The sequence below is a fragment of the Paraburkholderia sp. BL18I3N2 genome, assembly GCF_003001875.1.
Lineage (GTDB): Bacteria > Pseudomonadota > Gammaproteobacteria > Burkholderiales > Burkholderiaceae > Paraburkholderia > Paraburkholderia phytofirmans.
The window spans coordinates 307,956-333,300 of record NZ_PVNC01000001.1 but is presented as its reverse complement, the minus strand read 5'-3'; the positions used below and the strand labels follow the sequence as shown (position 1 = coordinate 333,300).

The 25,345-nt window shown below is 60.4% G+C and carries 21 protein-coding genes; 10 read left to right on the top strand and 11 right to left on the bottom strand.

The window, feature by feature from the left end:
* Positions 1-36 precede the first annotated feature (36 nt).
* The 11 genes from B0G75_RS01510 to B0G75_RS01460 form a co-directional block, all read right to left on the bottom strand.
* Positions 37-408 (bottom strand): nucleotide pyrophosphohydrolase, encoded by a 372-nt coding sequence (locus tag B0G75_RS01510; protein ID WP_106301750.1) that lies wholly within the window; start codon positions 406-408, stop codon positions 37-39.
* A 335-nt stretch (positions 409-743) separates the two neighbouring features.
* The gene (locus B0G75_RS01505; protein WP_258194201.1) at positions 744-2,111 is read right to left on the bottom strand and encodes a DUF1254 domain-containing protein; all 1,368 of its coding nucleotides are present in this window, start codon (positions 2,109-2,111) and stop codon (positions 744-746) included.
* A 151-nt stretch (positions 2,112-2,262) separates the two neighbouring features.
* The gene (locus B0G75_RS01500; RefSeq protein WP_258194200.1) at positions 2,263-3,609 is read right to left on the bottom strand and encodes a DUF1214 domain-containing protein; all 1,347 of its coding nucleotides are present in this window, start codon (positions 3,607-3,609) and stop codon (positions 2,263-2,265) included.
* Positions 3,610-4,031: 422 nt separating this feature from the next.
* Positions 4,032-4,736, bottom strand: a complete 705-nt coding sequence (locus tag B0G75_RS01495) for an SDR family NAD(P)-dependent oxidoreductase (RefSeq protein ID WP_106299973.1) — start codon at positions 4,734-4,736, stop codon at positions 4,032-4,034.
* 14 nt (positions 4,737-4,750) lie between these two features.
* Positions 4,751-5,554 carry a DeoR/GlpR family DNA-binding transcription regulator gene (locus B0G75_RS01490; protein WP_106299971.1) on the bottom strand — a complete coding sequence of 268 codons (804 nt, stop codon included), beginning with the start codon at positions 5,552-5,554 and terminating at the stop codon, positions 4,751-4,753.
* 104 nt (positions 5,555-5,658) lie between these two features.
* Positions 5,659-6,846, bottom strand: a complete 1,188-nt coding sequence (locus B0G75_RS01485) for an exo-alpha-sialidase (protein ID WP_106299968.1) — start codon at positions 6,844-6,846, stop codon at positions 5,659-5,661.
* A gap of 28 nt (positions 6,847-6,874) precedes the next feature.
* On the bottom strand, positions 6,875-8,293 hold the full coding sequence (locus B0G75_RS01480; protein WP_106299966.1) for a sodium:solute symporter family protein: 1,419 nt from the start codon (positions 8,291-8,293) through the stop codon (positions 6,875-6,877).
* A 122-nt stretch (positions 8,294-8,415) separates the two neighbouring features.
* Positions 8,416-10,761 carry a 4-hydroxythreonine-4-phosphate dehydrogenase PdxA gene (pdxA, locus tag B0G75_RS01475; protein WP_106299964.1) on the bottom strand — a complete coding sequence of 782 codons (2,346 nt, stop codon included), beginning with the start codon at positions 10,759-10,761 and terminating at the stop codon, positions 8,416-8,418.
* A complete protein-coding gene (locus tag B0G75_RS01470) occupies positions 10,758-11,927 on the bottom strand; it encodes an iron-containing alcohol dehydrogenase (protein ID WP_106299962.1) in 1,170 nt (389 codons plus the stop codon). The genes pdxA and B0G75_RS01470 overlap by 4 nt, the downstream gene beginning before the upstream one ends.
* A 55-nt stretch (positions 11,928-11,982) precedes the next feature.
* On the bottom strand, positions 11,983-12,870 hold the full coding sequence (gene dapA / locus B0G75_RS01465) for a 4-hydroxy-tetrahydrodipicolinate synthase (RefSeq protein WP_106299960.1): 888 nt from the start codon (positions 12,868-12,870) through the stop codon (positions 11,983-11,985).
* 79 nt (positions 12,871-12,949) lie between these two features.
* Positions 12,950-14,101, bottom strand: a complete 1,152-nt coding sequence (locus B0G75_RS01460) for a porin (protein WP_106299958.1) — start codon at positions 14,099-14,101, stop codon at positions 12,950-12,952.
* Positions 14,102-14,832: 731 nt separating this feature from the next.
* Between B0G75_RS01460 and B0G75_RS01455 the strand changes: the two genes are divergently transcribed.
* From B0G75_RS01455 to B0G75_RS01410, 10 genes are all read left to right on the top strand, one after another.
* Positions 14,833-17,205 (top strand): bifunctional salicylyl-CoA 5-hydroxylase/oxidoreductase, encoded by a 2,373-nt coding sequence (locus tag B0G75_RS01455; RefSeq protein WP_106299956.1) that lies wholly within the window; start codon positions 14,833-14,835, stop codon positions 17,203-17,205.
* The gene (locus B0G75_RS01450) at positions 17,202-17,975 is read left to right on the top strand and encodes an SDR family NAD(P)-dependent oxidoreductase (protein WP_106299954.1); all 774 of its coding nucleotides are present in this window, start codon (positions 17,202-17,204) and stop codon (positions 17,973-17,975) included. The genes B0G75_RS01455 and B0G75_RS01450 overlap by 4 nt, the downstream gene beginning before the upstream one ends.
* Positions 17,972-18,532 carry a MarR family winged helix-turn-helix transcriptional regulator gene (locus B0G75_RS01445; protein WP_106299952.1) on the top strand — a complete coding sequence of 187 codons (561 nt, stop codon included), beginning with the start codon at positions 17,972-17,974 and terminating at the stop codon, positions 18,530-18,532. The genes B0G75_RS01450 and B0G75_RS01445 overlap by 4 nt, the downstream gene beginning before the upstream one ends.
* A gap of 27 nt (positions 18,533-18,559) precedes the next feature.
* Positions 18,560-19,411, top strand: a complete 852-nt coding sequence (locus B0G75_RS01440; RefSeq protein WP_106299950.1) for an enoyl-CoA hydratase family protein — start codon at positions 18,560-18,562, stop codon at positions 19,409-19,411.
* A 1-nt stretch (position 19,412) separates the two neighbouring features.
* The gene (locus B0G75_RS01435; RefSeq protein WP_106299948.1) at positions 19,413-20,621 is read left to right on the top strand and encodes an acyl-CoA dehydrogenase family protein; all 1,209 of its coding nucleotides are present in this window, start codon (positions 19,413-19,415) and stop codon (positions 20,619-20,621) included.
* Positions 20,618-21,061, top strand: a complete 444-nt coding sequence (locus B0G75_RS01430; RefSeq protein ID WP_106299946.1) for a thioesterase family protein — start codon at positions 20,618-20,620, stop codon at positions 21,059-21,061. The genes B0G75_RS01435 and B0G75_RS01430 overlap by 4 nt, the downstream gene beginning before the upstream one ends.
* Positions 21,058-21,453, top strand: a complete 396-nt coding sequence (locus B0G75_RS01425) for a RidA family protein (RefSeq protein WP_106299944.1) — start codon at positions 21,058-21,060, stop codon at positions 21,451-21,453. Before B0G75_RS01430 ends, B0G75_RS01425 begins: the two co-directional genes overlap by 4 nt.
* A 71-nt stretch (positions 21,454-21,524) precedes the next feature.
* Complete coding sequence (locus tag B0G75_RS01420; protein ID WP_106299942.1) at positions 21,525-23,165, top strand: AMP-binding protein; 1,641 nt, start codon at positions 21,525-21,527, stop codon at positions 23,163-23,165.
* A gap of 29 nt (positions 23,166-23,194) precedes the next feature.
* Positions 23,195-24,418 carry a dienelactone hydrolase family protein gene (locus tag B0G75_RS01415; protein ID WP_106299940.1) on the top strand — a complete coding sequence of 408 codons (1,224 nt, stop codon included), beginning with the start codon at positions 23,195-23,197 and terminating at the stop codon, positions 24,416-24,418.
* 73 nt (positions 24,419-24,491) lie between these two features.
* On the top strand, positions 24,492-25,169 hold the full coding sequence (locus B0G75_RS01410) for a glutathione S-transferase (RefSeq protein WP_106299938.1): 678 nt from the start codon (positions 24,492-24,494) through the stop codon (positions 25,167-25,169).
* Positions 25,170-25,345 lie beyond the last annotated feature (176 nt).

The following is a 25,345-nucleotide window of genomic DNA, read 5'->3' as shown; positions in this document are numbered from 1 at the left end:
TGAATGCGGGTGAGGCTGCGGGAAAGGCTCGCTGGGTTAGTCTTTGTACTCGGAGTACTTTCGCGAGTCGCCGCGGACTTTGTCGACGGGATATTTTTGCCGATTAAGCGCCATCTTTTCCATCACGGCCTGAAACAGGTCGACATCCATCTTGTCGGCGAGGCGAACGAGGTACACCAGAACGTCGGCCATTTCGTGCCGTATAGCGGTTTCCTTCGCTTCGTCGAGTTCGCTTTTGTCGCCGGAAACAAGCCATTGAAAAGGCTCGAGCAGCTCACTTGCCTCGACACTGAGCGCCGTTGCCAGATTCTTCGGAGTGTGGAATTTGTCCCAGTCGCGCTCGCTGACAAACTCGCGAACGAGTTCGCGCAATTCCAGAAAGTCGTTTCGCAACTCAGTCTTTTTCACGTTGCTCCCGTGGTGCTTGCGTGGATCGATTACCGAGTCCGATAGCATACTGGCCGGGACCGGTCTCCGCCATAATGATACGCAACACCGCCGGTACCAGGCCGCGGGTTCGAGGTCAATGTTCTTCGTGGTTTTCGTCGTCTTCGTGACGAGCCTCGGTTCGGTCTACGGCGTTCGCTAGTCGAGTCTCGGATGGATTCGCGCTTGCTTGCAATGGCGCTTTCGTGCGGGGAGCAAGGCCCGAGGTTGCGCGCAGGTTTGGCTCTATCATCCCTGCGTACCGTGCCGCGGAGGTCTGGGCTCGGGTCGCCAGCACCCCATCTATTGCGCGGCGATCAGTTGACCAGGCGCACCGGCGGCGGTGCCCACGAGCCGTCGATGATCGAGCTCTTCGGCCAATAAGCGCGCAGATAAAGCGTGAACACTGCCCCTGCCGGCGCAGGCAGCCAGTTCGACTCATTCGCGGCGCCGGGTGACTCGGCCTGCACGTAGAGGGTCAGTGAGCCATCGCTGTTGAATTTCAGGTCGCGATTCTTGGTGCCGAGCGAATAGCGCTTCAGGCGGTTCGGCACGAAGAAATGGTTGCTGTCATACAGGGTCAGCGACCAGAAGCCGTCGACCGGTGGCGTCTGGCCTTTCGGGAAGGTCACGGTGTACCGGTTCGCGCCTGAGAGTCGCTGCCCGGTCGCGTCGAGATCCTGGTAAAGGTATTTCGTTTCAGTCGGCGCATTGACCAGTATGTTCGATTTGGCTACGGCGGTTCGAGTGAAATAGTCCGTGCCGAACGCCGCGTTATTCTGTGTCGTGGTCCAGTGATTACCGACCGGCAGCCCCCAGTTGCGAAATTGCAGCAGCGGGTCGATCAGTTCCTTTTCCGTCTTCGTCGCTTCGTCGATCATCGCGCGCTTGAGCGCCGGGTCGTTGCTCGCGGCACTCAGCACGGCATTGATCTGCGCATATCGGGCTTCCTCTCCCGGCAACGGCGGTGCATCCTTCAACACCAGCGGCAGTTCATCGAAGAACTTCTCCGGAATGACCCATTTCGTCTCGCCGGCGCTACTATCGTCGGTGGGCGATGTGAGCGTGGGCAGACGGGACCAGTCGTGGCGCTTTGGCGTGCCATCGAACTCGGCCAACGGATAGACATCGATGCCGGCCAGTACGGGCTGAATGGCGGCGCGGTCCTGCGCCGTGTCGTCCATGAACACGCGCGGCACCACGAAGGCCGTGCCGGTCCCGGCGCGAAACACCCTGGTGATGCCCGCGGGGACTTTGCCGTTCCAGTTAGGACCGACCAGCAGATAGAAGCCGGGGCGCGTGCCGTACATGGCTCCCAGCTGCGCAAAGCTATCGGTACGCAGATCGACGATCTGATAAACCCAGAAGCGGCTGCCAAAGTCCGGCACCTGCACGACTACCGGAGTCTCATCAAGTGCCGCGATGCCCGCACCGTACGCGACATCCTGATTAGGGCAAGCAACCCAGCGTTGCTCCGGCTGGATGTAATCGTGCAACATGGCGAGCCGGTTCAGTGGCGCGTAAGGAAGCGTGCCGTTCATTAGCCCTACTTTGGGCGCCTGCTTGAATGCGAGTCGGCGATTGTAGATATTGACCATCGGCCACGCCCAGAAATATGCATCGCGCGCGACCATCCGAACATATGACTCCGTCATCGAAACGCGTGCATCGGGTCCGGGCGGCATCGCGCTGCTCCATCCGGGTGACGGCGATAGCGATTCCGCACGGCCGTTGCCTGTGGCGACCAGCATCGCCGTAATGGCTATTAGAGCCAATTTTTTATGCAAACTCACTGTGGCCTCTCATGGACAGCAATTAGCTCCGACATGCTTCTGCTTACTGGACTCTTGTCATTGGGGGCGGGTAGTACGTGCCATTGGCCACACCGTCAAGTGGACCGTAATACCGGAACGTCAGCCGGTATTGCGTACCGCGCGGCGTCGGCAGCCAGTTGCCCGCTGGCGCATCCACTGGTTTTTCTGCCGCAAAATACAGGGTCAGCGAGCCATCCGCACCGTACGTCAGACCCTGCGCGTCGTTGAGCAGATATTTCTGTTGCGGGTTATTCAGCACGCGGAACCGCTTGTCGTCGACCGCGATAACCGACCAGAAATATCGTGCGAAGCGCGTCGGCAAAGCGTCTTTCGGGAAGGTCAGTTTGTAGACGTGATCGCCGCTCAACGGTGCGCCGTTCGCATCGATGGAACAGCGGTAATAGAGCACCTCCGGCTTGATGTTTGCCCAGATGCCGCCATAGTCGACCAACGTTCGAGCGAGATAATCGAGTCCGTACTCACCGACCACGTCCGGGCGCGCCCAGCCGTCGTGTATCGTTCCGTGCCCGATGATCGCGCCCGCCTTGCCGAACTCCTCCATGGCGCGCGTGCGCACGACACGATCAATGCGCGCTCGCTCGGCGGGTTGAGTTGCCGCTTCGGCCACGCGACGGGTCAACTGCTGCATCGACTGGAAACCGGGATTCAGATCAGGCTCGCTCTCGAGCGCGGTCTTCGCTGAATCAAAAGCCTCAACGCCAGGAAGCTTCTCTGGCTCGAACATCAAAGTCTTCGGAACGACGGGCAGCTTTGGAGAACCGGTCGCTGCCAATCTGAATTCGTGCTGCAGCGCGACTGCACCATCCCTGTCAGTGCCCAGCGCCACGCGCGCCAACACCCGAGCGGACTTGACCGGCAGGTCGATCCGGAGGGCACCTTCCGGGATCGACACGTTGGCTCCACGCAGGCACACCGCAAAGTCGCCGTATGGCCTTTGCGGAAACACACGCTCATTAATGTTGGCCAGGGTTTCGCCCCAACCATTCAAAAACTGCACAGTGAAGTAGCGACCCTTGATCTGCGGCACGCTTACGATAGTGCAGCTATTCTCGTCGACAGCCACCCACGCTTCGGAGTACGCCACGTCCAGGTTGGGATTGGGCCAGTCCACTGCCCCGGGCTTACGGTGGACCAGTTCGTTCCATCGGAAGCCTTCCTTAAAGTCGAGTTGCTCCTGGCGCGTGACCAGCAGCCGGCTGAGCAGGTAGAGATAGGACTGACTGATGTCCTCATCGGAGATCGTGTTGGCAGTAATGGCTGGCGACTTGCTGTTTTGCTGAGCGAAGGTCGAAATGGGAAATACAGTGAGTGCCGCTATAGCGAGAACGAAGGCGTGGAGTCGTTTCACGAGACGGAATTTCCTTTGCTGCATGGACGCATCGCGACTGACTCTTGGCCAGTCGTAGCGGGATGCGAGGGTCCGCTGTTAGATATGAATAATGTAAATACAGTTCGCCAACAATGAATATTGACTATGGAACCGATCTGACCATAGCGCTGCGGTAATTTTCGACTCAGGCGCAGTGCCGCAGCGGGAGTCTCCACTGATTGCAAAAAATGCTCGATGGGGAGAGCCCTTGCTAAGCGCTCATGCTGGTATTCGCCCAGCACATGTATATCGGCTCGCGTCGAAAGCGAGTAGTCCGCAGCTACCGTCTCTTCAGGTATTTCAAAAATTTTTATTATTAGGCATCCTTATATGAACTGACGCCACTTTCGCAATAAAGCTCTTGAAAACACCCATGTGTGAATTGGTACCTGCTTAAGAACCTACAGGGAAGCGCCGCCACACATCACAATCTGCTGTCCTGTTATAGAACTGGCCCCTTCGCTCAACAAAAAACTCGTCAGGGCTGCTACTTCCTCGGGCGCGATAAATCGTCCAATCGGAGGGAGCTTCGGTGGTGTCGCAGCTCGCGCCGGGTCACGAAGAAACGGAGTATCCGTCGCCCCAGGCGCCACGACATTTACGGTGATGCCTCTCGGGGCCAACTCGGCTGCCCAGGACCTCGACAGTCCGACTAATGCCGACTTTGTGGCGGCATACTGGCTCCGAGTCGCCGCGCCATTGGCCGTCCGGCTACCGACCAGCACAATTCTCCCGCCCGCCCGCATCGCCGGTACGAGGCGGTCAGCGAGGAACGCCGCTGATTCAACGTGCAGGCGCCACATCGCGGCTCCGTCTTCGTGCGAAAGTTGACCGAGCGGCGCAGTCCGCATGAAGCCGGCCGCATGTATCACTGCATCCACTGGGTCGAGTTCATCACAGACATGTCCCAGCGCATCGAAGTCAGTAACATCAACTCGGACAACCTTAAGCAGATCGTTCGTCACTGTAAGATCTGAGCGGCACAGACCGGTGACCCGCCAGCCATCGGAGAGCAGGCGGTCGACAACTGCTCGTCCGATTCCTGAAGATGCGCCGGTGACCACTGCATGACGCAAGCCTGGCTTTGACTGCTCCCATGTATCCACGATGTCTCCGACTGCTATTGGACCTGCGAAGTCCCATTAGCTGTAGTGGCGGCCTCTACGCTTGCCGTCCGGACAGTAATCTTTTCCTGCGCATCAAAAGGCTCGAGTTGGTCCTGCTGGGCGCCATCGTCGGTGATAAGCGTCCAGGCGCGCTCGAGCGGAGCCCAGTGCTGCTGGCTGGCGTGTCCCAGCTTGTCCGCAGTGACAAGCACGAATACATGAGCTGCCTGACGCATCACGCACTCCTTGAGGTACGACTGGTCGGCGCTCGCTTCGCACAATCCAAGCTCGGCCACTACACCGTCAGCGCCCAGAAAGGCCTTGTCGACGCTCAGGCGATTCAGGGCAATTTGCGCGAGCGGGCCAAGTGTGCTCATGCTCGTCGACCTGACATCGCCGCCGAGAACCGTCACCTGAACTCCTGAAGATACGAGCCCGCTTACGACCAGCAGATTGTTGGTGACAACGTGCACCAATGTTCGCCCTGAGAGGAGCCGGGCGAGCGCCGCAGTGGTCGTCCCACCGTCCAAAAATATTGTGTCGCCGTCTTCGATGAACGTGTTTGCCAGGTGTGCTATGGCCTCTTTCTGCTCTCGTGAGCTGATTCGCCGTTCTTCAAGCGATGGCTCAGGCTCATGGGAACCCACCGCCGCGGCCCCGCCGTACGTCCGGAGTACCCGGTTGTCGCGCGCGAGGGCACGCAAGTCCCGGCGAACCGTTGCTTCCGACATGCCGAAGTGCTCGCACAGCGTCGCGACATCGGTCATCCCGCCGAGTACCGCCTGCAGCATCGCCTCACGGCGTCTGGTTACTTTCATGTGCGTAATTTCTTGGTCCAGTAGAGTTCGCGCCTTTTTCCGCGCGTCCAGGACACCAAGTTTATCCAATTGCCGCACTGACCGGCCATTTGTCGGGACCGGAGTCATCGCCCGCGCACCCAGGATTCGTCGACGCACACGTATTTGATTTTCTGGCGGAACCACGTGAAAGCGATATGCAACGTGCCATCCGCTGACTGCACGATAGACGGATAGGAATATTCCCGATTCCGTTGGTCGGCCGAGTTGTTCGTCATACAGTAGCCGTCGCCGATTTCCAGATTGCGACGCCGGTTCCATGTTTTCCCGTCGTCCTCGGAAATCGCCAGAGACATGGGTGAGCGCGGCGCGCCCCAGAACGCGGTGCCGCGCGGCGACGCCTTCTGGTCGCGTAGCTCGCCGCTGTCTTCCGAATCCTCGATGTCATCGTAAAGCGATGCGCGACGTTCCTTGCTATGCGAAGCGTCGCTTTCGTTGAACACCATCGCGAGATGTCCGTTCTTCAACACCGTGAACTGAATCGACGAATTGTTGTTCGGGACGTCGGTCGCCTGCGGCGCGCTCCACTCACGACCATCCCGCGAGCGACTCGAATACACGAAGTCGGCCCAGCGGCTGCGGTAGAGAGCGAGCAGTGAACCATCCTTGAGAACATGGACGTTCATATGCACACAGCCAACGCTATCCGGGACCTCGTGCTGCGTCCACGATGCGCCTTGGTCGTCAGACACCATGACCGCGCTGATGTCATTGTTGCCAACCCATCGCTCGCCCGCTTCGGTGCGGCACAGGAACACCGGGCAAATCCATGCTCCGCTTTGCAGAACGATAATCGGCTGGCGAACAAACGTCCCTGGCCGGTCGAATAGCGTCTCGACGGCTCCCCACGTCTTTCCGTTGTCCGTCGAAATCCGTCGACGAACGATCGCAGTGTTCTGGTGACCGGAAAGCTGTGCGGTGTAAATCAGCCAGAGCTGACCGTTCGGTGCCGTGAAAAGTACGGGATTTTGCTCTGAGCGTGTCGGGTCGTCCGAGAGTTTCTCTGGTGCGGACCATTCGCCGGTTCCTGCGGGGAGGCGTGACATGTAGATGGAAACGTCAGGAATGCCTTCCTGGGTTCCACCAAACCAGACGCACAAGAGGTCGCCGTTCTGAAGGACGTGAAGATTTGCGGCATGGTTCTGAACGCACGAGGTGGGAAGGAAGGCCTCCTTCCGTTCGGCATCTGCGTAGGCAGTGCGGACGCAGTTATCCAGGGTGGCGCCGGCCGCTTCAACGAAGTTCGTGTTCATGAAAATCTCTCTCTGATGGTCGGACAGGTCAGTGGGACTCGCGGTGAGTCAGCCCCTTGTCCTGAAGGTCCGAAGCCGTGCCATGGAACAGCAGCTTGCTGACGACGAGGACAATCGCCGGCGTGACGAGCGCAACGTACATGTTGTCGATACCGAACGGGTTGCCGAGCAGATACCACACCGTGGTTGCAAGTGTGGCGATAACCAGGCCCGAGACCGCCCCGCGCTTGCCACTGAAGAACGGGACATAGATGCCAATCAGCGCAATGACGGAAACGGAGAGGCGCAGCGCGCGGGTGAAGAAAGACAGAGCGAGAATCTGCGGTACGAACAGGACGAAAACAAGCGGAAGAAAGCCAACCACCAGAGAAATCCAACGCGTCATTCGCAGCTCGACCTCCGGCGTGGGGTGAAAGCGCGGCACATAAAAGTCTTTCACAACCAGCGAGGCGATAGCCAGAGCGACCGTGCAGACGCTTACAAAGATCGAGGCCACGAGCGATGTCGTCACAACGCCTGCAAGGATGGGGTTCATGTGCTGCAGGAACACCGGCAGTGCATACAGGCTTTTGATGCCCGGATAAAGGTACTTCGCGGATACCCCGATGAAGCCCAGCGCCAGGCCAATCGGTAGGCACAGGAATGCCGCAATCAACGACGAAGCGCGCGCAGCCTCAGCGCTCCTGGTGGCCGAGATAGCCTGGATGATGAACTGCGTCGAAAAAATCGCACCAGCCGTACCGATAATCCACGCGCCAATCGTACCGCCGGACAGGGCACCCGACCACGTGAAGAAATGCTGGGGCATGCTTGCCGCCATCGGCTTGATGCCGCCCGTGAGCTTCCAGGCCATCAAAACAAGGATGCCAATTCCGATGAGCTTAACGGCACTGTGAACAATGGTCAGATAGGCGACGCTTTTCAGACCACCCCAGACGAAGTAGACGGTGCTCACGATTGCGGTGATGACGGCTGCCGTCGGCAGGTCGATTCGCATCACCGTTGAGATGGCCGCGGCGCCACTCACGTAGTTGCCCACGTTCACGAGGAACAGCGCGTAAATCATGATGGCCGACACGACAAGCTTGGCACCCTTTCCGTATCTCTTGGCGATGAAGCCCGAGATGGTGAACTCGCCCGATGCATAGAGTCGTTTCGCCATGAAAAGGCCAAAGAAGAGAAATCCGATTGCTGCGGCCACTACTGACCATGCAGCGGCCATTCCCGCGGTAAACGCTTCTTGCGACGTACCAACGGTCGACTTTGCGCCGATAAACTCGGACATCAGCAGGATCGCGACTACGACGGCAGGCATCGAACGCCCAGCCACCATGAACTGTTCAGAATTTTTGCTGCGCAGGCGAATGCTGAGCAGACTGGTAACGATGATATAGGCTACGACCATCCCAATGATGATGGCAGTGTCCCAATAACTGAAGGTGGCCATAACGTTGTCTCCTGATGACCTTTGGTTGATGCGCGTCGAGCTGCATTAAGGTGCGTCGAGCCACCCGGCATGTACCTGCCGGTATCGCTCTTTACTCAGTTTGTTGCTGCCAGCCCGAATGCTTAAACGGCGTTGGTAGCGGGCGAGTGCTCGTTGCGGCGCGTCGCGAGCTCCAGTGCCTGCCGGAACGCCTCGAGCATGCTGCGTTCGTCAGCGATGCCTTTGCCCGCGATGTCGAAGGCCGTACCGTGGTCTACTGAAGTACGGATAACGGGCAAGCCGACGGTAACGTTCACTCCGGCTTCAAGACCCATGACCTTCACGGGACCGTGACCCTGGTCGTGATACATCGCGACCACCACGTCGAAGTCGCCTCGGCCTGCGCGGAAGAACAGCGTGTCCGCCGGCAGGGGACCTTCGACATCCCAACCCCGCTCCTGCAGAAGCTTGACGGCGGGAACAATTTTTTCTTCCTCTTCCCCATAACCGAAGAGTCCGTTCTCGCCGGCGTGCGGGTTGATTCCGCAGACGCCGATGCATGGATTGGCGATGCCGGCACGAACCAGTGTGTCATGGGCACGTTCGATGGTGCGCTGAACGAGTCCCGGTTCAATCTTGCGAATCGCGTCGATAATACCGATGTGGGTGGTGACGTGAATCACGCGCAGGTTGGGCGCTACCAGCATCATCGACACCTCTTCGATGCCCGTCAGATGCGCAAGCATTTCGGTGTGGCCCGGGAAGATATGGCCGCCGGCGTGCAATGCTTCCTTGTTGAGCGGCGCGGTGCAGATGGCGTCGAGTTCACCCGCGGTCGTCAACTCCACTGTGCGGGCGATGTACTGATACGCAGCATCTCCTGCAATAGCGGAAAGCTTTCCATAGGGCAGGTCTTCGGGAATCAGCTTGAGGTCGATGCAATCGACTACACCCTGACGAAACTCTCCGTCCGCAGGCTTGCCGATGGTGCGAACTTCGAGACTGACACCGGCTCTGCGGCCCGCATCGCGCAAACGCGCCGCGTCGCCAATGACAACCGGCCGGCACTGGTCGTAGACCGAGGCGTGCGCAAGGCTTTTCATGATGATTTCGGGGCCAACACCGGCGGCATCGCCCATGGTGATGCCAATAACGGGACGATAAGTCATAGCTTCCTCTTCGCTCGGTTGACGCGGCGCTTGCGCGTCCGCTGGCTGCATGGCGACAAGTCGTTGCCACGCGCGATACAGTGTTTCGGGCTGGCCAAAGCCGCCCGCCTTGGTTACGACTGGCAAAGTACGGCCGCCGTGTATGGCGGTAAGCAACGGCACACCACGTTCAATTTCTTCAACGACCTGGAGTGAGGCAATGCCCATCGTCGAAAGCAGCGCGCGGGCCGTCTCGCCTCCCGTTGCAATCAGGCCACCCGCATGTTCTGCCGCGGGCGCGAGTACTTCTGCGAGACGTCGCGCGAGCAACGCACTGTCGCTGACGGGAATGCGTTCAGACTGGTTAAGCGCGACGACTGCGTGACGCCCATTTCTCAGTGTCTCAGTCACGCCAGCCGCGAGCGCAAGCGCCGTAGAACTGACCGGGTTGAGCAATGATTGCGCGTTGGCTCCAAAAAAATCGACAGCGTCATGAGCATTCGACCGCAGTGTCGCGACCTGTTGATGCGAGACACTGGACATGCTCCCGACGACGGCGAGGACACCACCATGAATCGACAGTTCTTTCATCGAGGGACAGTCCGTTGCGGTCCGAGCGATGGAGGGCTGTGAGGCGGATTCAGCCAGTACCTTGACTAGCGGCGATGCGAGCCCGGCGGAGCCAACCCAGAACACGCCGCTCAGAGTGGCCGACGCAGCGGCCAGCGCGGCGAGGTCATCGTCCGTTTCGCTATCGCAAACCACAGCCTGGAACTGCTCTCGCTGGCAGTCGACGAGTTTCGGAAGCAGCGTGGCCGCGCCAGCGCGCACCGTTTCCAATGTCACATGAGCGACGCGCAGACCTGCCTGTGTCAGCATCGCGCACAGGTTGGCGGTACCTGTGATGTGTTCGTTCTTCCAGACCTCCGATGCTTCAACCCGTACGCCGAAAATGAGCTGTTGTCCGTTGCGCGTCGTCCGCCCGGCTTGAGGAAACGCCGGCGCAACTATGGCCATTCCCGCAACGGGCACGAGGGCGGCGACTTCGGCCGCGACGTTTCCGCGCAACGTCGAGTCAATCTTCTTGTAGACGCGACGTCCCGCCGCGAAGACACGCCATGCCTCTACGTTCGCCAGCATGGCTTCTGCAGGGGCGTGCCGACGCGTGTCGGTATCGACGGCCATCACATCCACGTCACCCGCTGCGTTGGCTGCCCCGGTGCCAAGCGTGACGACGCTGCGAAGTCCATGATGGGTGCAGGTGACGGCGCAGTCAGCGGTGCCTGACAGGTCGTCACCGATGATAAGAAGCCGCGCGTCGCCGCGGTTGGAGGCGTTCATGGCAGAAGACGGCTGTAAATCGCCTTGATGTCGTCGAGACTCAAAGGCTTGGGATTGTTGCCGAGCAAGCGCTTTACCTTGGAAGCTGCAACAGCGAGCGCGTCGAGATGATCTACCGATACGCCGAAGATGCGCAGGTCCTGAGGGATGGCGATGGCCGCCGTCCATTCGTGAATGCGTGCGAGCAACTTGTCCGCAGCCGACTCGTCGCTGTCGTCGTGCTGGGCAATATCGAGGGCGCGTGCGACATTGGCAAGGCGGTCGACAATTGCATCCAGGTTGAAGGCCATGACATGTGGCAACAGCATGGAATTCGCGACTCCGTGCGTGATGTTGAACATGCCACCGAGCGGATAGGCCAGGGCATGCACGGCGGCAGTACCCGCTGCCGTCAGGGCCAGGCCGCCATACATCGAGCCGAGCAGCATCGCTTCGCGGGCCTTGAGCGACTGTCCGTTCTCGTAAGCTTCAACGAGGTTTGCACCAATCAGCCGCATTGATTCCATCGCGAACATGTCGCTGATGGGATTTGCCTTGGTCGAGATGTACGACTCGAGCGAGTGGATAAAAGCATCCATACCTGTCGCCGCCGTAATCGACTTCGGCAGGTTGAGTGTCAGGGTCGCGTCCAGGATGATGAGTTGCGGCAGCAGGTGGCGACTTACGATGCCAACCTTCAACTCTTCGTCGGGGAGCGTAACGATGGCGTTCGGGGTGACTTCTGAACCCGTACCCGCCGTCGTCGGCACCAGAACGAGTGGAACGCCCGGTGCCGGAATAAGGTCAATGCCCAGCCATTCTCGCAACGGTTGCTGGTTAGTAAGCCGGACAGCGAAAAGCTTTGCGGCGTCGAGCACGCTGCCCCCGCCAATGGAGAGCACGGCGTCGGGCGCAAACGGCTCAATCTGGTCGCGATAGACCGACTCGACATTTTCGATGGTCGGCTCCGGTTGCACGTCCCGGACAATCAGCGCTTCGATGTCTTTAGCCTTCAGGGCTGCAACGACACGACCCACCACGCCGTTTTCCTCCATGACCGGCTGCGTGATGAATGCAATGCGGCGGACCGGACGGTCGAGCAGGGCAAGCTTTTCCGGCAACTGGTCCAGGCTGTTCGGCCCATGCACGATGTGCTTGACGCCCTGGAAGTGGTAAGTGGTGTTCATCTCAGCTCTCTATGTCTGTGAATCTGTGAATTGGTCAGTCAATTCAGTCTGGCGCTCAATCAATGCGTGGATAAATCGCGATGGCTTTCGTGAGCCGCTCGCGTGCCGCATCGTCCAGTGGCTGCGCCGGGGAGCGTGCAGGACCCGCGGGCATGCCGAGCATCATCGCGGCAGTTTTCAGAACGACGGGCATCGTACCGAGCGCGAATGCATCGCGCAGCGCGCGCAGCGATTCCTGCGCCCGACGCGCGGATTCAATATCGCCTGCTTGAAAGCTGTTCCAGATAGACATCACGACGCTCGGGACAGCGTTTGTCGTCGCCGCTACTGCACCGTCGCCGCCGGCAATCAGCGTCCAGAGAATCATCGAATCGGTGCCGGTAAATACGGCGAAGTCGGCGCGGCGCAGGTTAATCAGTTGCAGCAGGCGGTCGAAGTCGCCGCCACTGTCCTTGATGCCGCGGATATTCGGAATCTCCGAGAGCCGGCGCACTGTGTCGACGTTCAGCGTGATCCCCGCCTTGGCTGGAATCGTGTAAAGCATCACAGGCAGCGATGTGCCCCGTGCGATGCGCTCATAATGTGCGAACAGTTCCTGCTGCGTCGCGCCGTTGAAATACGGCGTGATGACGGACACGGCATCGATACCTGTGTCCTGCATCTTCGCGTTCAGTTCGATGACGTCGCGCGTCGCGTAAGCACCCGTCCCTGCGATAACGGGAACGCGGCCGCGCGCCTGGTCGACAGCAATGGTGGCGATGCGAAGCTTTTCCGCTTCGGACAGCCCGATGAACTCGCCGTTTGTGCCTAGAACAAAAAGGGCATGCACGCCTGCGCCAATCAGACGTTCGATGAGCGTACGCAGACCGGCTTCGTCGACCTCTTCAGCCGGGGTCATCGGAGTGATGAGGGCGGGAACGATTCCCTTGAAAGTGACTGACATGCTCGAAATCTCCACTCTGCTTCGGGCAGCGTTTGCTACCCGCATATCACCGGCCACGCAAGCTGCGCAGTCGTTTCGATTAGAACCTGTGGCGCAAGCCTAGCGCCCCAACAATCTGGTGCGAATTGCTCGATGCCGTGACCGGCCACAGTGCAGCGACAGCCTGCTTGCCCGTAGAGTCGACACCGCTCGCTTTCTGGTAGGCCACGGTCAGATAGACGTCGGTGCGCTTCGACAGGAAATAGTCGCCTCCGATGTTCCCTTGGTCGTAGTGCGCGTTGCCGGCGCCGCGCGTATGGGTGTAGTCGTAGGCTACGCCAAGCAGCAGAGCTGGCGTTACCTGATAGTTGAAGTTCGCTTCATAGTTGTCGAACACAACTGTTGCACCCTTGTACTTCGCAATGGGCGCGGACGCGGCTGCCGAACCAAGGTCGCTGAAGTTTGTGTTTGAATACGCCAGGCCAAACTTCGCGGGCCCGAGTGTGTAGTTCGCTGCGACGGAAGCGACGCTCAACGTGCGCGCTGACGCATATCCCGAGTAGATCGGCGTGTTGTTCGGAGAAATGGCTGCGGCGCCCGCCGTGCCGTCCCACAGAGCCGTGTTCGGTTGAGCAGTTTTGATGTAGGAAGCGCCAAGAGCGAGTGGTCCACGGTTGTAGCCAGCGGCGACACTCCAGATACGGTTATTGCTGAAGTTGCCTGCGGTACCGCCCAGGCTGAACAGGCCGCCGACGCGGAACCCACCAAAATCCTGACTGAGATATTTGATGCTGTTGCTCATCCGGGAGTTGACGTAGAGATTATCTGTGTCGCCTGGATGCGCACCGATACCTCCCGCCCACTGATTCGATGCAACGAGCGGTCCCACGAAATCGGCAGACGGCTCGTTTTGCCGGCCGGCCGTGAAACTTCCAAAGGTCTGGGAAGTGATTCCGACGAACGCTGCGCGTCCGAACATGCGGCCGTTCTGCCCAAGCGTGCCTACCGTGCTGCTAAAACCGTTCTCAAGCTGGAAAATAGCTTTCAAGCCGCCGCCCAGGTCTTCCGCGCCTTTCATGCCCCAGCGGCTTCCCGACTCGACGCCGCTTGACATCTGATAGTTCGTACCGCCTTTCTGGTTGTTCGTGTAGACCAGCGAGGTGTCTATCAAACCGTAGAGCGTTACGTTGCTTTGTGCATGCGCAGTCGCTGTGACGCCGAGGATGCCAAGTAGCGCGAAAGACCGTTTCATCGATTTGTCTCCAATTTTAGATTTTTTGACCGATTCGGTCACAAAGCGGTGTTGGGTGACTTTTAGTCCGTTGATGGCGCGCCGAAGTGACCGTTCTGCGCATTCTAGGTAATCGAATCGCTCAAAAACATGTGGGCAAACCCGATGTTTTGATTGACTCGGGCATTTCAAAAATGAATGGGAGGTGTGGAGGGCAACAAATTGATCGATTCGATCAAAATGCGTCGGCGGGCGCAGTGGGCGGCGGACCACACATGCGCGAAACCGAGGACGCGACAAAACCGGGCGGAGTGACACCCTGGGACGCGAGGTACATGCGTCATAGGTTCAAAGATGGAAAACGGCTGGCGACAAGAGAATTGGGCGAGAGCCCTCCCAAACTGCAGAAGAGACGTGATGCGCGCGTTTCACTCTGGGCGAGGTCACGCCTATCGATTCGCCCACATGCTTGTTCATCCGCGTGGCCGAAGAGCTACGAAACCGCTTGAACTCTCAAGTCAGCCGAAGCGGACAGCTAGCCCAGCAGTCGTAGCGCGCAGCCGGAGCGGTTAATCTGACTTGCTGACCGTCAGATCCTCCCTACCGTCTATATTTTTTTCGATCGACCGACTACATTTCCTCCGATCAATACGGCCGCGCCCACCAACCTCGCACACCCACATTTACTTGACATCTAAACTATCGAAGCCTAAATTACCCCCATCAGCAGCGTTCACACATGGGGAACAAGCATGCGCATCGTTTGCATCGGTGGCGGTCCGGCCGGCCTGTATTTCGGGCTCTTGATGAAAAGCCGGAACCCGGCCTACGATGTCACGGTCGTCGAGCGCAACCGTCCGTACGACACCTTCGGCTGGGGGGTCGTGTTCTCCGACCAGACGCTCGGCAATCTGCGCGCCGCCGACGCCCCCAGTGCCGACGCCATCCTCGACGCCTTCAACCACTGGGACGACATCGAGATCAATTTTCGCGGCCGGCAAATCCGTTCGTCGGGTCACGGCTTCTGCGGCATCGGCCGCAAGCGTCTGCTGAACATCCTGCAGGCGCGCTGCGAAGAACTCGGCGTCAAGCTGGTTTTCGAAACCCAGGTCACGGACGACAGCGTCTACGAAGCCGACCTGATCATCGCCTGCGACGGCGCGAACAGCGCGGTCCGTCAAAAGTACGCGGCCACCTATCGGCCCGACATCGACATGCGCGATTGCCGCTTCGTCTGGCTCGGCACTAAAAAACTCTTCGACGCCTTCACCTTCGCTTTCGAAGAAACCGAATTCGGCTGGTTCCAGGCGCACGCTTATCGGTTCGACGATCAGACCTCCACGTTTATCGTCGAGACGCCGGAGCGCGTATGGCGCGCCGCCGGTCTCGACGAAATGAGCAAGGAAGACAGCATCGCCTTCTGCGAAAAGCTGTTCGCGAAGTATCTGGATGGCAACGCTTTGTTGTCGAACGCGGCGCATTTGCGCGGCTCGTCGCAATGGATTCGTTTTCCGCGTGTCGTCAACGACGAATGGGTGCACTGGCGCAATAACGCCGACGGTACGCAGACGCCGATCGTCCTCATGGGCGACGCCGCGCATACCGCTCACTTCTCGATCGGCTCGGGCACCAAGCTCGCGCTCGAAGATTCGATCGAACTCGCCAACAGCATGGGCGCGCATCCGGGTGACCTTGCAGCCGCGCTGAAGCATTACACCGACGTGCGCAGCATCGACGTATTGCGCATTCAGAACGCGGCGCGTAATTCGACGGAATGGTTCGAGCATGTCGACCGCTATACGTCGTTCGAGCCGGAACAGTTCGCGTATTCGCTGCTCACGCGCTCGCAGCGCATCTCGCACGAAAATCTGCGTGAACGCGACGCGCAGTATCTGTCCGGTTTCGAAGACTGGCTCGCCCAGCGCTCCGGCATAAATCGCGCGCCCGAGAAGCACTCCGTGCCGCCCATGTTCACACCCTTCACGCTGCGAAGCGTCACGCTGAAAAACCGCGTAGTAGTGTCGCCGATGGCGCAATACTCCGCCGTCGACGGCATTGCGGGCGACTATCACCTGATGCATCTCGGCGCGCGCGCCATGGGCGGCGCAGGGCTGGTCATGACCGAAATGACCTGCGTCTCGCCCGAAGCGCGCATCACGCCCGCGTGTCCCGGCATGTATGCGCCGGAGCATCTCACTGCATGGAAGCGCATCGTCGACCTGGTGCATCGTCAGTCGGATGCGAAGATCGGCATTCAGCTCGGCCATTCCGGCGCAAAAGGCTCGACACGCGTCTCGTGGGAAGGCATCGATCAGCCGCTCGCGGAAGGCAACTGGCCGCTCCTCTCAGCGTCACCGCAACAATATCTGCGTGGCATCAGCCAGCATTCGCGCGAAGCCACACAAGACGAGTTACGCGAAATCGAAGCGCAGTTCGTCCGCGCCACGCAAATGTCGGCCGAAGCAGGTTTCGACTGGCTCGAATTGCATTGCGCGCACGGCTATTTCCTGTCGAGCTTTCTGTCGCCCCTCACCAATCATCGCACGGATGAATACGGCGGCTCGCTGGAAAATCGTCTGCGCTATCCGTTGCAGGTTTTCAAGGCGATCCGCGCGGTCTGGCCACAAGACAAGCCGATTTCCGTGCGCATCTCCGCGAACGATTGGGTCGAAGGCGGCACGACACCCGACGACGCAGTCAAGATCGCCCAAGCATTCAAAGCAGCCGGCGCCGATATGATCGACGTGTCGTCGGGCCAGGTCAGCAAAGAAGAAAAACCGGTATTCGGCCGCATGTTCCAGACACCCTTCGCCGACCGCGTGCGCAACGAAGCAGGCATCGCCACGATCGCGGTCGGCGCGATCTCCGAAGCGGATCACGTGAATAGCATCATCGCTGCGGGCCGCGCGGATCTGTGCGCGATTGCGCGCCCGCATCTGGCGAATCCTTCGTGGACATTGAACGAAGCGGCCAAGATTGGCTATTTCGACGTGATGTGGCCGAAGCCCTACATCGCGGCAAAGTCTCAACTCGAACGCAACCTCGAACGCGAGCGCGCTCAAGCCGCCGCGAACGCGGGGCTGTCGCCGCAAGAACGCGCACAACGCGCCAAAGGAACTGTGTGAACAGACTCAATTCGACACTCGCGGGACAGCACGCAGTCGTCACCGGCGGCGGCAGCGGCATCGGGGCCGCCGTCGCGGAAGCTCTGCTACGCGCCGGCGCCCGTGTCACGTTGATGGGCCGCAACGCGGAACGGCTCGACGTGCAGCGCGAGAAATGCCGGGCACTGGGCGACGTGGCTTGCATCAGCGTCGACGTCACGCAGGAAGACTCCGTCGCGAGTGCATTTACCGAGGCCGGCGCAATCGACATCCTCATCAACAACGCGGGCCAGGCGCAAGCCGCGCCGTTCACGCATACCGACATGGCGCTCTGGCAGCGCATGCTGGACGTGAACCTCACCGGCGTCTTTCTCGGCGCGCGCGCGGCGTTACCCGGCATGCTCGAACGCGGCCATGGACGCATCGTCAATGTGGCCAGCACGGCGGGGCAAATCGGCTACGCGTACGTCGCCGCCTATTGCGCCGCGAAACATGGCGTGATCGGTCTCACGCGATCGCTCGCATTGGAAGTCGCGACGAAAGGCGTCACCGTCAACGCCGTTTGCCCGGGCTACACCGAAACCGAACTGCTGCACGCATCGCTTGAACAGATCACCAGCAAGACCTCGCGCACCGAACAGCAGGCGCGCGAAACCTTGCTTCGCTCGAATCCGCAACATCGCTTCGTGAGTCCGGAACAGGTCGCCAACGCGGTGCTCTGGCTCTGCCAACCCGGCTCGGACGCCGTCACGGGGCAATCCATTTCCATCTCTGGTGGAGAAGTGATGTGACCAAGTCTTCGAACATCAAGAAGCCCGCGGCGGCGGCTGAAACGAAACCGCCGCGCAAGGGCGTCCCCAAACCCGCGGAGAACGTCGTGGACCTCGAAATGAGCACGGGCGCGGATAGCCACATGGGCCTGCGTCTGTGGCTGCGCATGCTGACGACGACCAACCTCGTGCAAGCCGAACTGCGCAAACGTCTGCGCAACGAATTCGACACGACGTTGCCGCGTTTCGATCTGATGGCGCAGCTGGAGCGTCATCCTGAAGGCCTGAAGATGACCGAACTGTCGCGCCGTTTGATGGTGACGGGCGGCAACATCACCGGCATTACGGATCAGCTCGAAAAAGAAGGCCTGGTGTCGCGCGACAACGATCCGAACGACCGACGCTCGATCAGCGTGTGCCTGACGCCGGCCGGACGCAAAACGTTCGACAAGATGGCGATCGCACACGAGCAATGGGTGGTCGAACTGTTCGGCGGTTTGAGCCTCGATGAAAAATCGCGCACTCATCAGCGCCTCGGCAAACTCAAGCAACATCTGCTCGACAGTCTCAAAGACTGATCGGCATCGAACCGCGGAGAGAGACTCATGACACGATCCAACGCCGACGCCCTGCTGGCCGGCAATCGCCTCACGCTGGCCGGCTACGAAGCGCGGCATTTCGGCTGGTCGGTCGCCGACAAGGTCGCGACGATCACGCTGAACCGCCCTGAGCGCAAGAACCCGCTGACCTTCGAGTCGTACGCGGAGTTGCGCGATCTGTTCCGGCAATTGTCCTATGCGACCGACGTCAAAGCAGTCGTAATACACGGCGCGGGCGACAACTTCTGCTCCGGCGGCGACGTGCACGACATCATCGCGCCGCTAATCGATCTGCCGATGCCGGAACTGCTGCTCTTCACGCGCATGACCGGCGATCTGGTGAAAGCCATGCGCCATTGCCCGCAGCCGGTGATTGCCGCGGTCGACGGCGTCTGCGCCGGCGCCGGCGCGATTCTCGCCATGTCGTCCGACATGCGGCTCGGCACCGCGCGCAGCAAGCTCGCTTTCCTGTTCTCGCGCGTCGGTCTCGCCGGTTGCGATATGGGCGCTTGTGCGATTTTGCCGCGCATCATCGGCCAGGGGCGCGCCGCCGAACTGCTCTTCACCGGACGCTCGGCAAGCGGCGAAGAAGGCCACGCATGGGGCTTCTACAACCGGCTATGCGAACCGGCAGCGCTGCTTGAAGAAGCGCACAAGCTCGCCGCCGATCTCGTCGCCGGCCCGACTTTCGCGCACGGCATCACCAAGAAGATGCTGCACCAGGAATGGAGCATGAGTATCGACGAAGCGATCGAGTCGGAGGCGCAAGCCCAGGCCATCTGCATGAGCACACGCGATTTCGAGCGCGCCTACAGCGCGTTTGCCGCGAAGTCGCGTCCCGTGTTCGAAGGAGATTGAGTTGAGCGCCAACACCGAACAGGATCTGCATAGCGCGCTGGCGTGGCCGTTCTTCGAGCCGCGTCATCGCGAACTGGCCGCAGGTATCGAAGCATGGTGTCGCGAGAAGCTGAAGCACGAAGACCACAAGGATGTCGATGCAACCTGCCGTCATCTTGTGCGTGAACTCGGCGCCGCGGGCTGGCTGAAATATGGCGTGGGCGGCGTCGCGTACGGCGGCCACGGCGACACGATCGACACGCGCGCCGTTTGCCTGCTGCGCGAAACGCTTGCCAAGCATTCCGGGCTCGCGGACTTCGCTTTAGCGATGCAGGGACTCGGTTCGGGCGCCATTTCGCTCGGCGGCACGCACGAACAGAAGACCCGCTATCTGCCGCGTGTCGCTAACGGCACGGCGCTCGCAGCGTTTGCGCTATCCGAACCCGAAGCCGGCTCCGATGTCGCCGCCATGGCGCTCTCCGCCCGCGAGGACGGCGACGCCTATGTGCTCGACGGCGACAAGACGTGGATCTCCAACGGCGGCATCGCCGATTTCTACGTGGTGTTCGCAAGAACCGGCGAAGCGCCGGGCGCACGCGGCATCAGCGCATTCATTGTCGATGCGGATACACCGGGACTGGAGATCGCTGAACGCATCGACGTGATCGCGCCGCATCCGCTCGCGCGTTTGCACTTTGCCGGCGCGCGCGTACCACGCAGCCAGATGCTCGGCGCGCCCGGCGAAGGTTTCAAGCTCGCCATGCGCACGCTGGATATTTTCCGCACGTCCGTGGCGGCCGCATCGCTCGGCTTCGCGCGTCACGCGATGGCCGAAGGTATCTCGCGCGCCGCATCGCGCAAGATGTTCGGGCAGACGCTCGGCGATTTTCAACTGACGCAAGCCAAACTCGCGCAAATGGCGTTGATCATCGACAGCAGCGCGTTGCTGGTCTATCGCGCCGCGTGGCTGCGCGATCAAGGCGAAAGCGTCACGCGCGAAGCCGCGATGGCAAAGTGGCACGCGAGCGAAGGCGCGCAACAGGTGATCGACGCCGCCGTGCAACTCTTCGGCGGCATGGGCGTGCAAAGCGGCATGGCTGTCGAGATGCTGTATCGCGAGATTCGCGCGCTGCGCATTTACGAAGGCGCGACCGAAGTGCAGCAACTGATTATCGGACGCGATCTGTTGAAAGCGCACGCTGCCGCGACTGCCGGAGACAACGCCCAATGAGCGCGTCTTTCGAACGGCCCGTACGCATCCGCTTCTCGCACTGCGATCCGGCGGGCATCGTGTTCTTTCCGCAATATCTCGTGATGACCAACGCGCTGGTCGAAGACTGGTTCAACGAAGGCCTGAATATCGACTATGCACACATGATCTCGCAACGCCGTGTCGGCTTGCCGATCGTCAAACTCGATTGCGAGTTTTCGCGGCCGAGCCAGATGGCCGAAACGATCACGCTGACGCTTAGCGTTGCGGCAATCGGCCGACGCTCGATCAGCATCGATATCGTCGGACATTGCAACGGCGAAACCCGGTTTCGCGCGAAACAGGTGCTCGTCACGACGTCGCTCGAGCGCGGCACCTCCATCGACATTCCCGCCGACATCGCGAGCGCGCTCGCGACGTTTGCCCCACAGCCGGACTCCACTGAGACGCATCGCTCATGAAAAAAGCTCTTCTCCCCGCCGGCTGGGTCAAGCCGCGTGGTTACGCTAACGGCGTCGCGGCAACGGGCACGCAGGTATTCATTGCCGGTCAGATCGGCTGGGACGACCAGGCGCGCTTCCACACGACGGACTTCGCCGCGCAAGCCATTCAGGCGCTAAAGAACGTGCTCGCCGTGTTGCATGAAGCGGGCGGCAAGCCTGGGCATCTGGTGCGATTGACGTGGTACGTCACCGACAAACGCGAGTATCTCGCGTCGTTGAAAGACATCGGCCGTGCGTTTCGCGAGTTGATCGGCGACTACGACATCGCGATGAGCGCGGTTCAAGTCGTCGCGCTGATCGAAGACGAAGCGAAAGTTGAAATTGAAGGCACCGCCGTGATTCCGCAGTAGCGCGGCACATTCAAAAAAGCCACCAAGCTAACCGAAGCGCATCTAGCCGGCTCAACGCCCGGGAGACCATGATGGAACCGTCAGCACACGTCGATACCTTCGCGCGCGACAATCTTCCGCCGCAGGATCAATGGCCTGTCTTTCTGCTCGACAACCCGGACGTCGCGTACCCGGCGCGCTTGAACTGCGCGACGGAGTTGCTCGACAGAACCATCGATGCGGGCCACCGTGATGATCCAGCGATCTGGTCCGATGTCGACGGGACACCGCGCGCTACCACTTACGGCGAGTTGCTGGCGCTCGTGAATCGCAGTGCGCACGTGCTGGTCGACGAAATGGGACTGCAGCCAGGCAACCGCGTTTTACTGCGCGGCCCGAACACGCTGCATATGGCCGTGACCGCACTCGCCGCGCTGAAGGTTGGGCTCGTCGTGGTGCCGACCATGCCGCTCCTGCGAGCCAAGGAACTGAAGCAGATCATCGAGAAAGCGCAAGTTGGCGCGGCGTTGTGCGACGCGCGCCTGACCGCCGAACTCGCGCGCTGCAACGATCCGGAAGACGAGTTTTATTGCGCGGGCCTGAAGCAAACCCGCCTCTTCCACGACGACGCCCCTGATTCCCTCGACACGCTCGCGATCAACAAGCCCGACCACTTCACCGCGTGCGACACCGCCGCCGACGACGTCTGCCTGATCGCCTTCACCAGCGGCACGACCGGCGCACCGAAAGGCTGCATGCACTTTCATCGGGATGTCGTGGCCATGTGCGATCTGTTTCCGCGGCACGTGCTCAAACCTACGTCGAGCGATATCTTTTGCGGCACGCCACCGCTCGCATTTACGTTCGGGCTTGGCGGCTTGCTGTGTTTTCCATTGCGAGTGGGCGCGTCCACCGTGCTGATCGAGAAGCTCACGCCCGAGACTTTGCTGCAGACTGTCGAGCGTTTTCATGCGACCGTCATGTTCACCGCGCCGACCTTCTATCGGCAAATGGCGCCACTGGTTGCACACCACGACCTCTCTTCGTTGAAGAAAACCGTGTCGGCGGGCGAGGCGTTGCCGGATTCGACGCGGCGTTTATGGCGCGACGCGACCGGCATCGACATGATCGACGGTATTGGCGGCACCGAGTTGATCCACATTTTCATTTCGGCGCAGGGCGACGAGATTCGCCCGAACGCCATCGGCCGCGCGGTGCCGGGTTACGCCGTGCAGGCGGTGGACGACGACATGCAACCGGTCGCGCCGGGCACGATCGGCAAACTGGCGGTGCGCGGCCCGACCGGCTGCCGCTATCTCGCCGACGAGCGGCAAAAGAAGTTCGTGCGCGACGGCTGGAACTTGCCAGGCGATTCCGTCTATCTCGACGAAGACGGCTACGTGTTCTATCAGGCGCGCGCCGACGACATGATCGTCTCCGCCGGTTACAACATCTCCGGGCCCGAAGTGGAGAGCGTCCTGTTGCAACACGACGCGGTGTCCGAATGCGGCGTGATCGGCGTGCCGGACGAAACCCGCGGGCAGATCGTCAAGGCATTCGTCGTGGTGAATCCCGGTTACGAGCGCGACGACAAACTTGTCGCGCGACTGCAGGAATTCGTGAAAAATAGCGTGGCACCGTATAAATATCCACGCGTCATCGTTTTTGTCGATTCATTGCCGCGCACCGAAACCGGCAAGCTCAAACGTTTCGAGTTGCGTACCATGGCATAGCCCAAACTATCTGCATGGAGACACACCGCATGGCCGCCTCTTTCATCGAAGTCGTCGCCCAGGATGGCGGCCGTTTCAATGCCTACGTTGCGCGCCCCGCGCAAGGGTCGGGTCCGGGACTCGTGCTCCTGCAGGAAATTTTCGGCATCAACGACACGATGAAGGCGTTGGCCGATCGCTTTGCCGAAGAAGGGTATGTGGTGCTGGTGCCCGATCTGTTCTGGCGGATCAAACCGGGCATCGTGCTCGGTTATGGCGAAGCCGACATGAAACAGGCGCTCGACTATCTCGGCCAGTTCGACACGGATCTGGCCATCGACGATATCGCGGCCACGCTCGCCGCATTGCGCGCCATGCCCGAACAGGCCGGCAAAGTCGGCACCGTGGGCTACTGCCTCGGCGGCAAGCTCGCGTTCGTGAGCGCCGCGCGAACCGATGTCGACTGCGCGGTCAGCTACTACGGCGTCGGCCTCGAAGCATATCTGGATGAAGTACCGGCAATTCGTTGCCCGATGGTGTTCCACTTCCCCGAAAACGACTCGCACTGTCCGGCGGAAACCCGCGAACGGATCAGCTCCGCCTTGCGCACGCGGCCGCAAATTGAGCAATACGTGTACCCGGGTTGCGATCATGCGTTCGCCGCGCCGTCGCGCCCGCAATACGACAAGCCCGCTGCGATGATGGCGTATTCGCGCACGCTCGCGCTACTGCGCAAGGTGCTCGGCCCGGTCTACGATCTCAACGCGCTGTGGGAAGCGCATTGCTACTACGAGTTCGCCACGCGCGACGTGGATGCCGTCATGCCGACCATGGTCGCGCAACCCTACGTCAATCACGTTCCGACCATGACTGGTGGAGTCGGCCACGACAATCTGAAGCGTTTCTATACGCATCACTTCGTCAACTCGAATCCCGTCGATACGAAGCTGATTCCGATTTCGCGCACCATCGGCGCGGATCGCATCGTCGACGAATTCATTTTTAGCTGCACGCATAGCTGCGAAATCGACTGGTTGCTGCCCGGCGTTGCGCCGACCGGTAAGTATTTCGAAGTGCCCATGCTCGCGGTCGTTTGTTTCCGAGGCGACAAGCTCTATAACGAGCACATCTATTGGGATCAGGCTTCCGTGCTGGTGCAGGTGGGCTTGCTGAACCCCGAGGGACTGCCGGTGGCCGGCATCGAAAGTGCGCGTAAGCTGCTCGACGAAACGCTTCCGTCGAATGAGTTAATGGGCAGCAAATCACGCGTGTGAGGTGCGACTAGAGGCCCGCCTCTGCGCAACGTCCTTATGATGTGACACTCTACTGGCCACCGTCACTCGACCCATGCTGATCGTCCATCATCTGAACAACTCCCGCTCGCAGCGTGTGCTGTGGCTGCTCGAAGAACTCGGCGTTCCTTACGAAATCAAGCGTTACCAGCGCGATCCGAAGACGATGCTCGCGCCGCCCGAGTTGCGCGCGGTGCATCCGCTCGGCAAGTCGCCCGTGATTACCGACGACGGCCAGACGATCGCCGAGTCGGGCGCGATCATCGAGTATCTGATCGGCAGATACGGGCAGGGACGTTTTGCGCCGGCACCGCGTACGCCGGAGCGGCTGCGCTATACGTACTGGTTGCACTATGCTGAAGGTTCGGCGATGCCGCCGCTGCTGCTCAAGCTCGTGGCGCTGCGCATTGCCAGCGCGCCGATGCCGTTTTTCGCGAAGCCGATTGCGCGCAAGATCGCCGGCACGCTGCAATCGAGTTTCATCGATCCGCAATTGAAGCTGCACCTCGGTTATATCAATCAGGAGTTGAGCAAGACCGGCTGGTTCGTCGGCAACGACTTCACTGCGGCGGACGTGCAGATGAGTTTCCCGCTCGAAGCCGGCACGGCGCGCGGCGGCATGGAAGGCCAGATTCCGGCGGTGGCCGATTTCCTGAAGCGTATTCATGCGAGGCCGGCGTATCAGCGCGCGCTAGAGCGTGGCGGCAAGTACGAATTGCTCGGCGGCGATTGAGGTTCGCGCCGACCTGGAACTCGTAGTTGTGGGTCGAAATTCGCGGGTGCTAGACTGACAAATCCCATTGTCGTCAACGAGTTGCCAAACGGTTGGTCTGGACTGCGCCGGCAATTTTTTGGCGCGGCATCTGTTTCAGCCGCGGCATGTTCGGCATCCAATCGACCATGCCTAAG

Bases quoted from the DNA above. Each gene is read 5' to 3' on its own strand.
- B0G75_RS01410 (WP_106299938.1), top strand. From the start codon at position 24,492: ATGCTGATCGTCCATCATCTGAACAACTCCCGCTCGCAGCGTGTGCTG.
- pdxA (WP_106299964.1), bottom strand. From the start codon at position 10,761: ATGAACGCCTCCAACCGCGGCGACGCGCGGCTTCTTATCATCGGTGAC.
- B0G75_RS01440 (WP_106299950.1), top strand. From the start codon at position 18,560: ATGACACGATCCAACGCCGACGCCCTGCTGGCCGGCAATCGCCTCACG.
- B0G75_RS01490 (WP_106299971.1), bottom strand. From the start codon at position 5,554: ATGAAAGTAACCAGACGCCGTGAGGCGATGCTGCAGGCGGTACTCGGC.
- B0G75_RS01420 (WP_106299942.1), top strand. From the start codon at position 21,525: ATGGAACCGTCAGCACACGTCGATACCTTCGCGCGCGACAATCTTCCG.
- B0G75_RS01425 (WP_106299944.1), top strand. From the start codon at position 21,058: ATGAAAAAAGCTCTTCTCCCCGCCGGCTGGGTCAAGCCGCGTGGTTAC.
- B0G75_RS01460 (WP_106299958.1), bottom strand. From the start codon at position 14,101: ATGAAACGGTCTTTCGCGCTACTTGGCATCCTCGGCGTCACAGCGACT.
- B0G75_RS01470 (WP_106299962.1), bottom strand. From the start codon at position 11,927: ATGAACACCACTTACCACTTCCAGGGCGTCAAGCACATCGTGCATGGG.
- B0G75_RS01455 (WP_106299956.1), top strand. From the start codon at position 14,833: ATGCGCATCGTTTGCATCGGTGGCGGTCCGGCCGGCCTGTATTTCGGG.
- B0G75_RS01485 (WP_106299968.1), bottom strand. From the start codon at position 6,846: ATGAACACGAACTTCGTTGAAGCGGCCGGCGCCACCCTGGATAACTGC.
- dapA (WP_106299960.1), bottom strand. From the start codon at position 12,870: ATGTCAGTCACTTTCAAGGGAATCGTTCCCGCCCTCATCACTCCGATG.
- B0G75_RS01430 (WP_106299946.1), top strand. From the start codon at position 20,618: ATGAGCGCGTCTTTCGAACGGCCCGTACGCATCCGCTTCTCGCACTGC.
- B0G75_RS01505 (WP_258194201.1), bottom strand. From the start codon at position 2,111: ATGCCGCCCGGACCCGATGCACGCGTTTCGATGACGGAGTCATATGTT.
- B0G75_RS01480 (WP_106299966.1), bottom strand. From the start codon at position 8,293: ATGGCCACCTTCAGTTATTGGGACACTGCCATCATCATTGGGATGGTC.
- B0G75_RS01415 (WP_106299940.1), top strand. From the start codon at position 23,195: ATGGCCGCCTCTTTCATCGAAGTCGTCGCCCAGGATGGCGGCCGTTTC.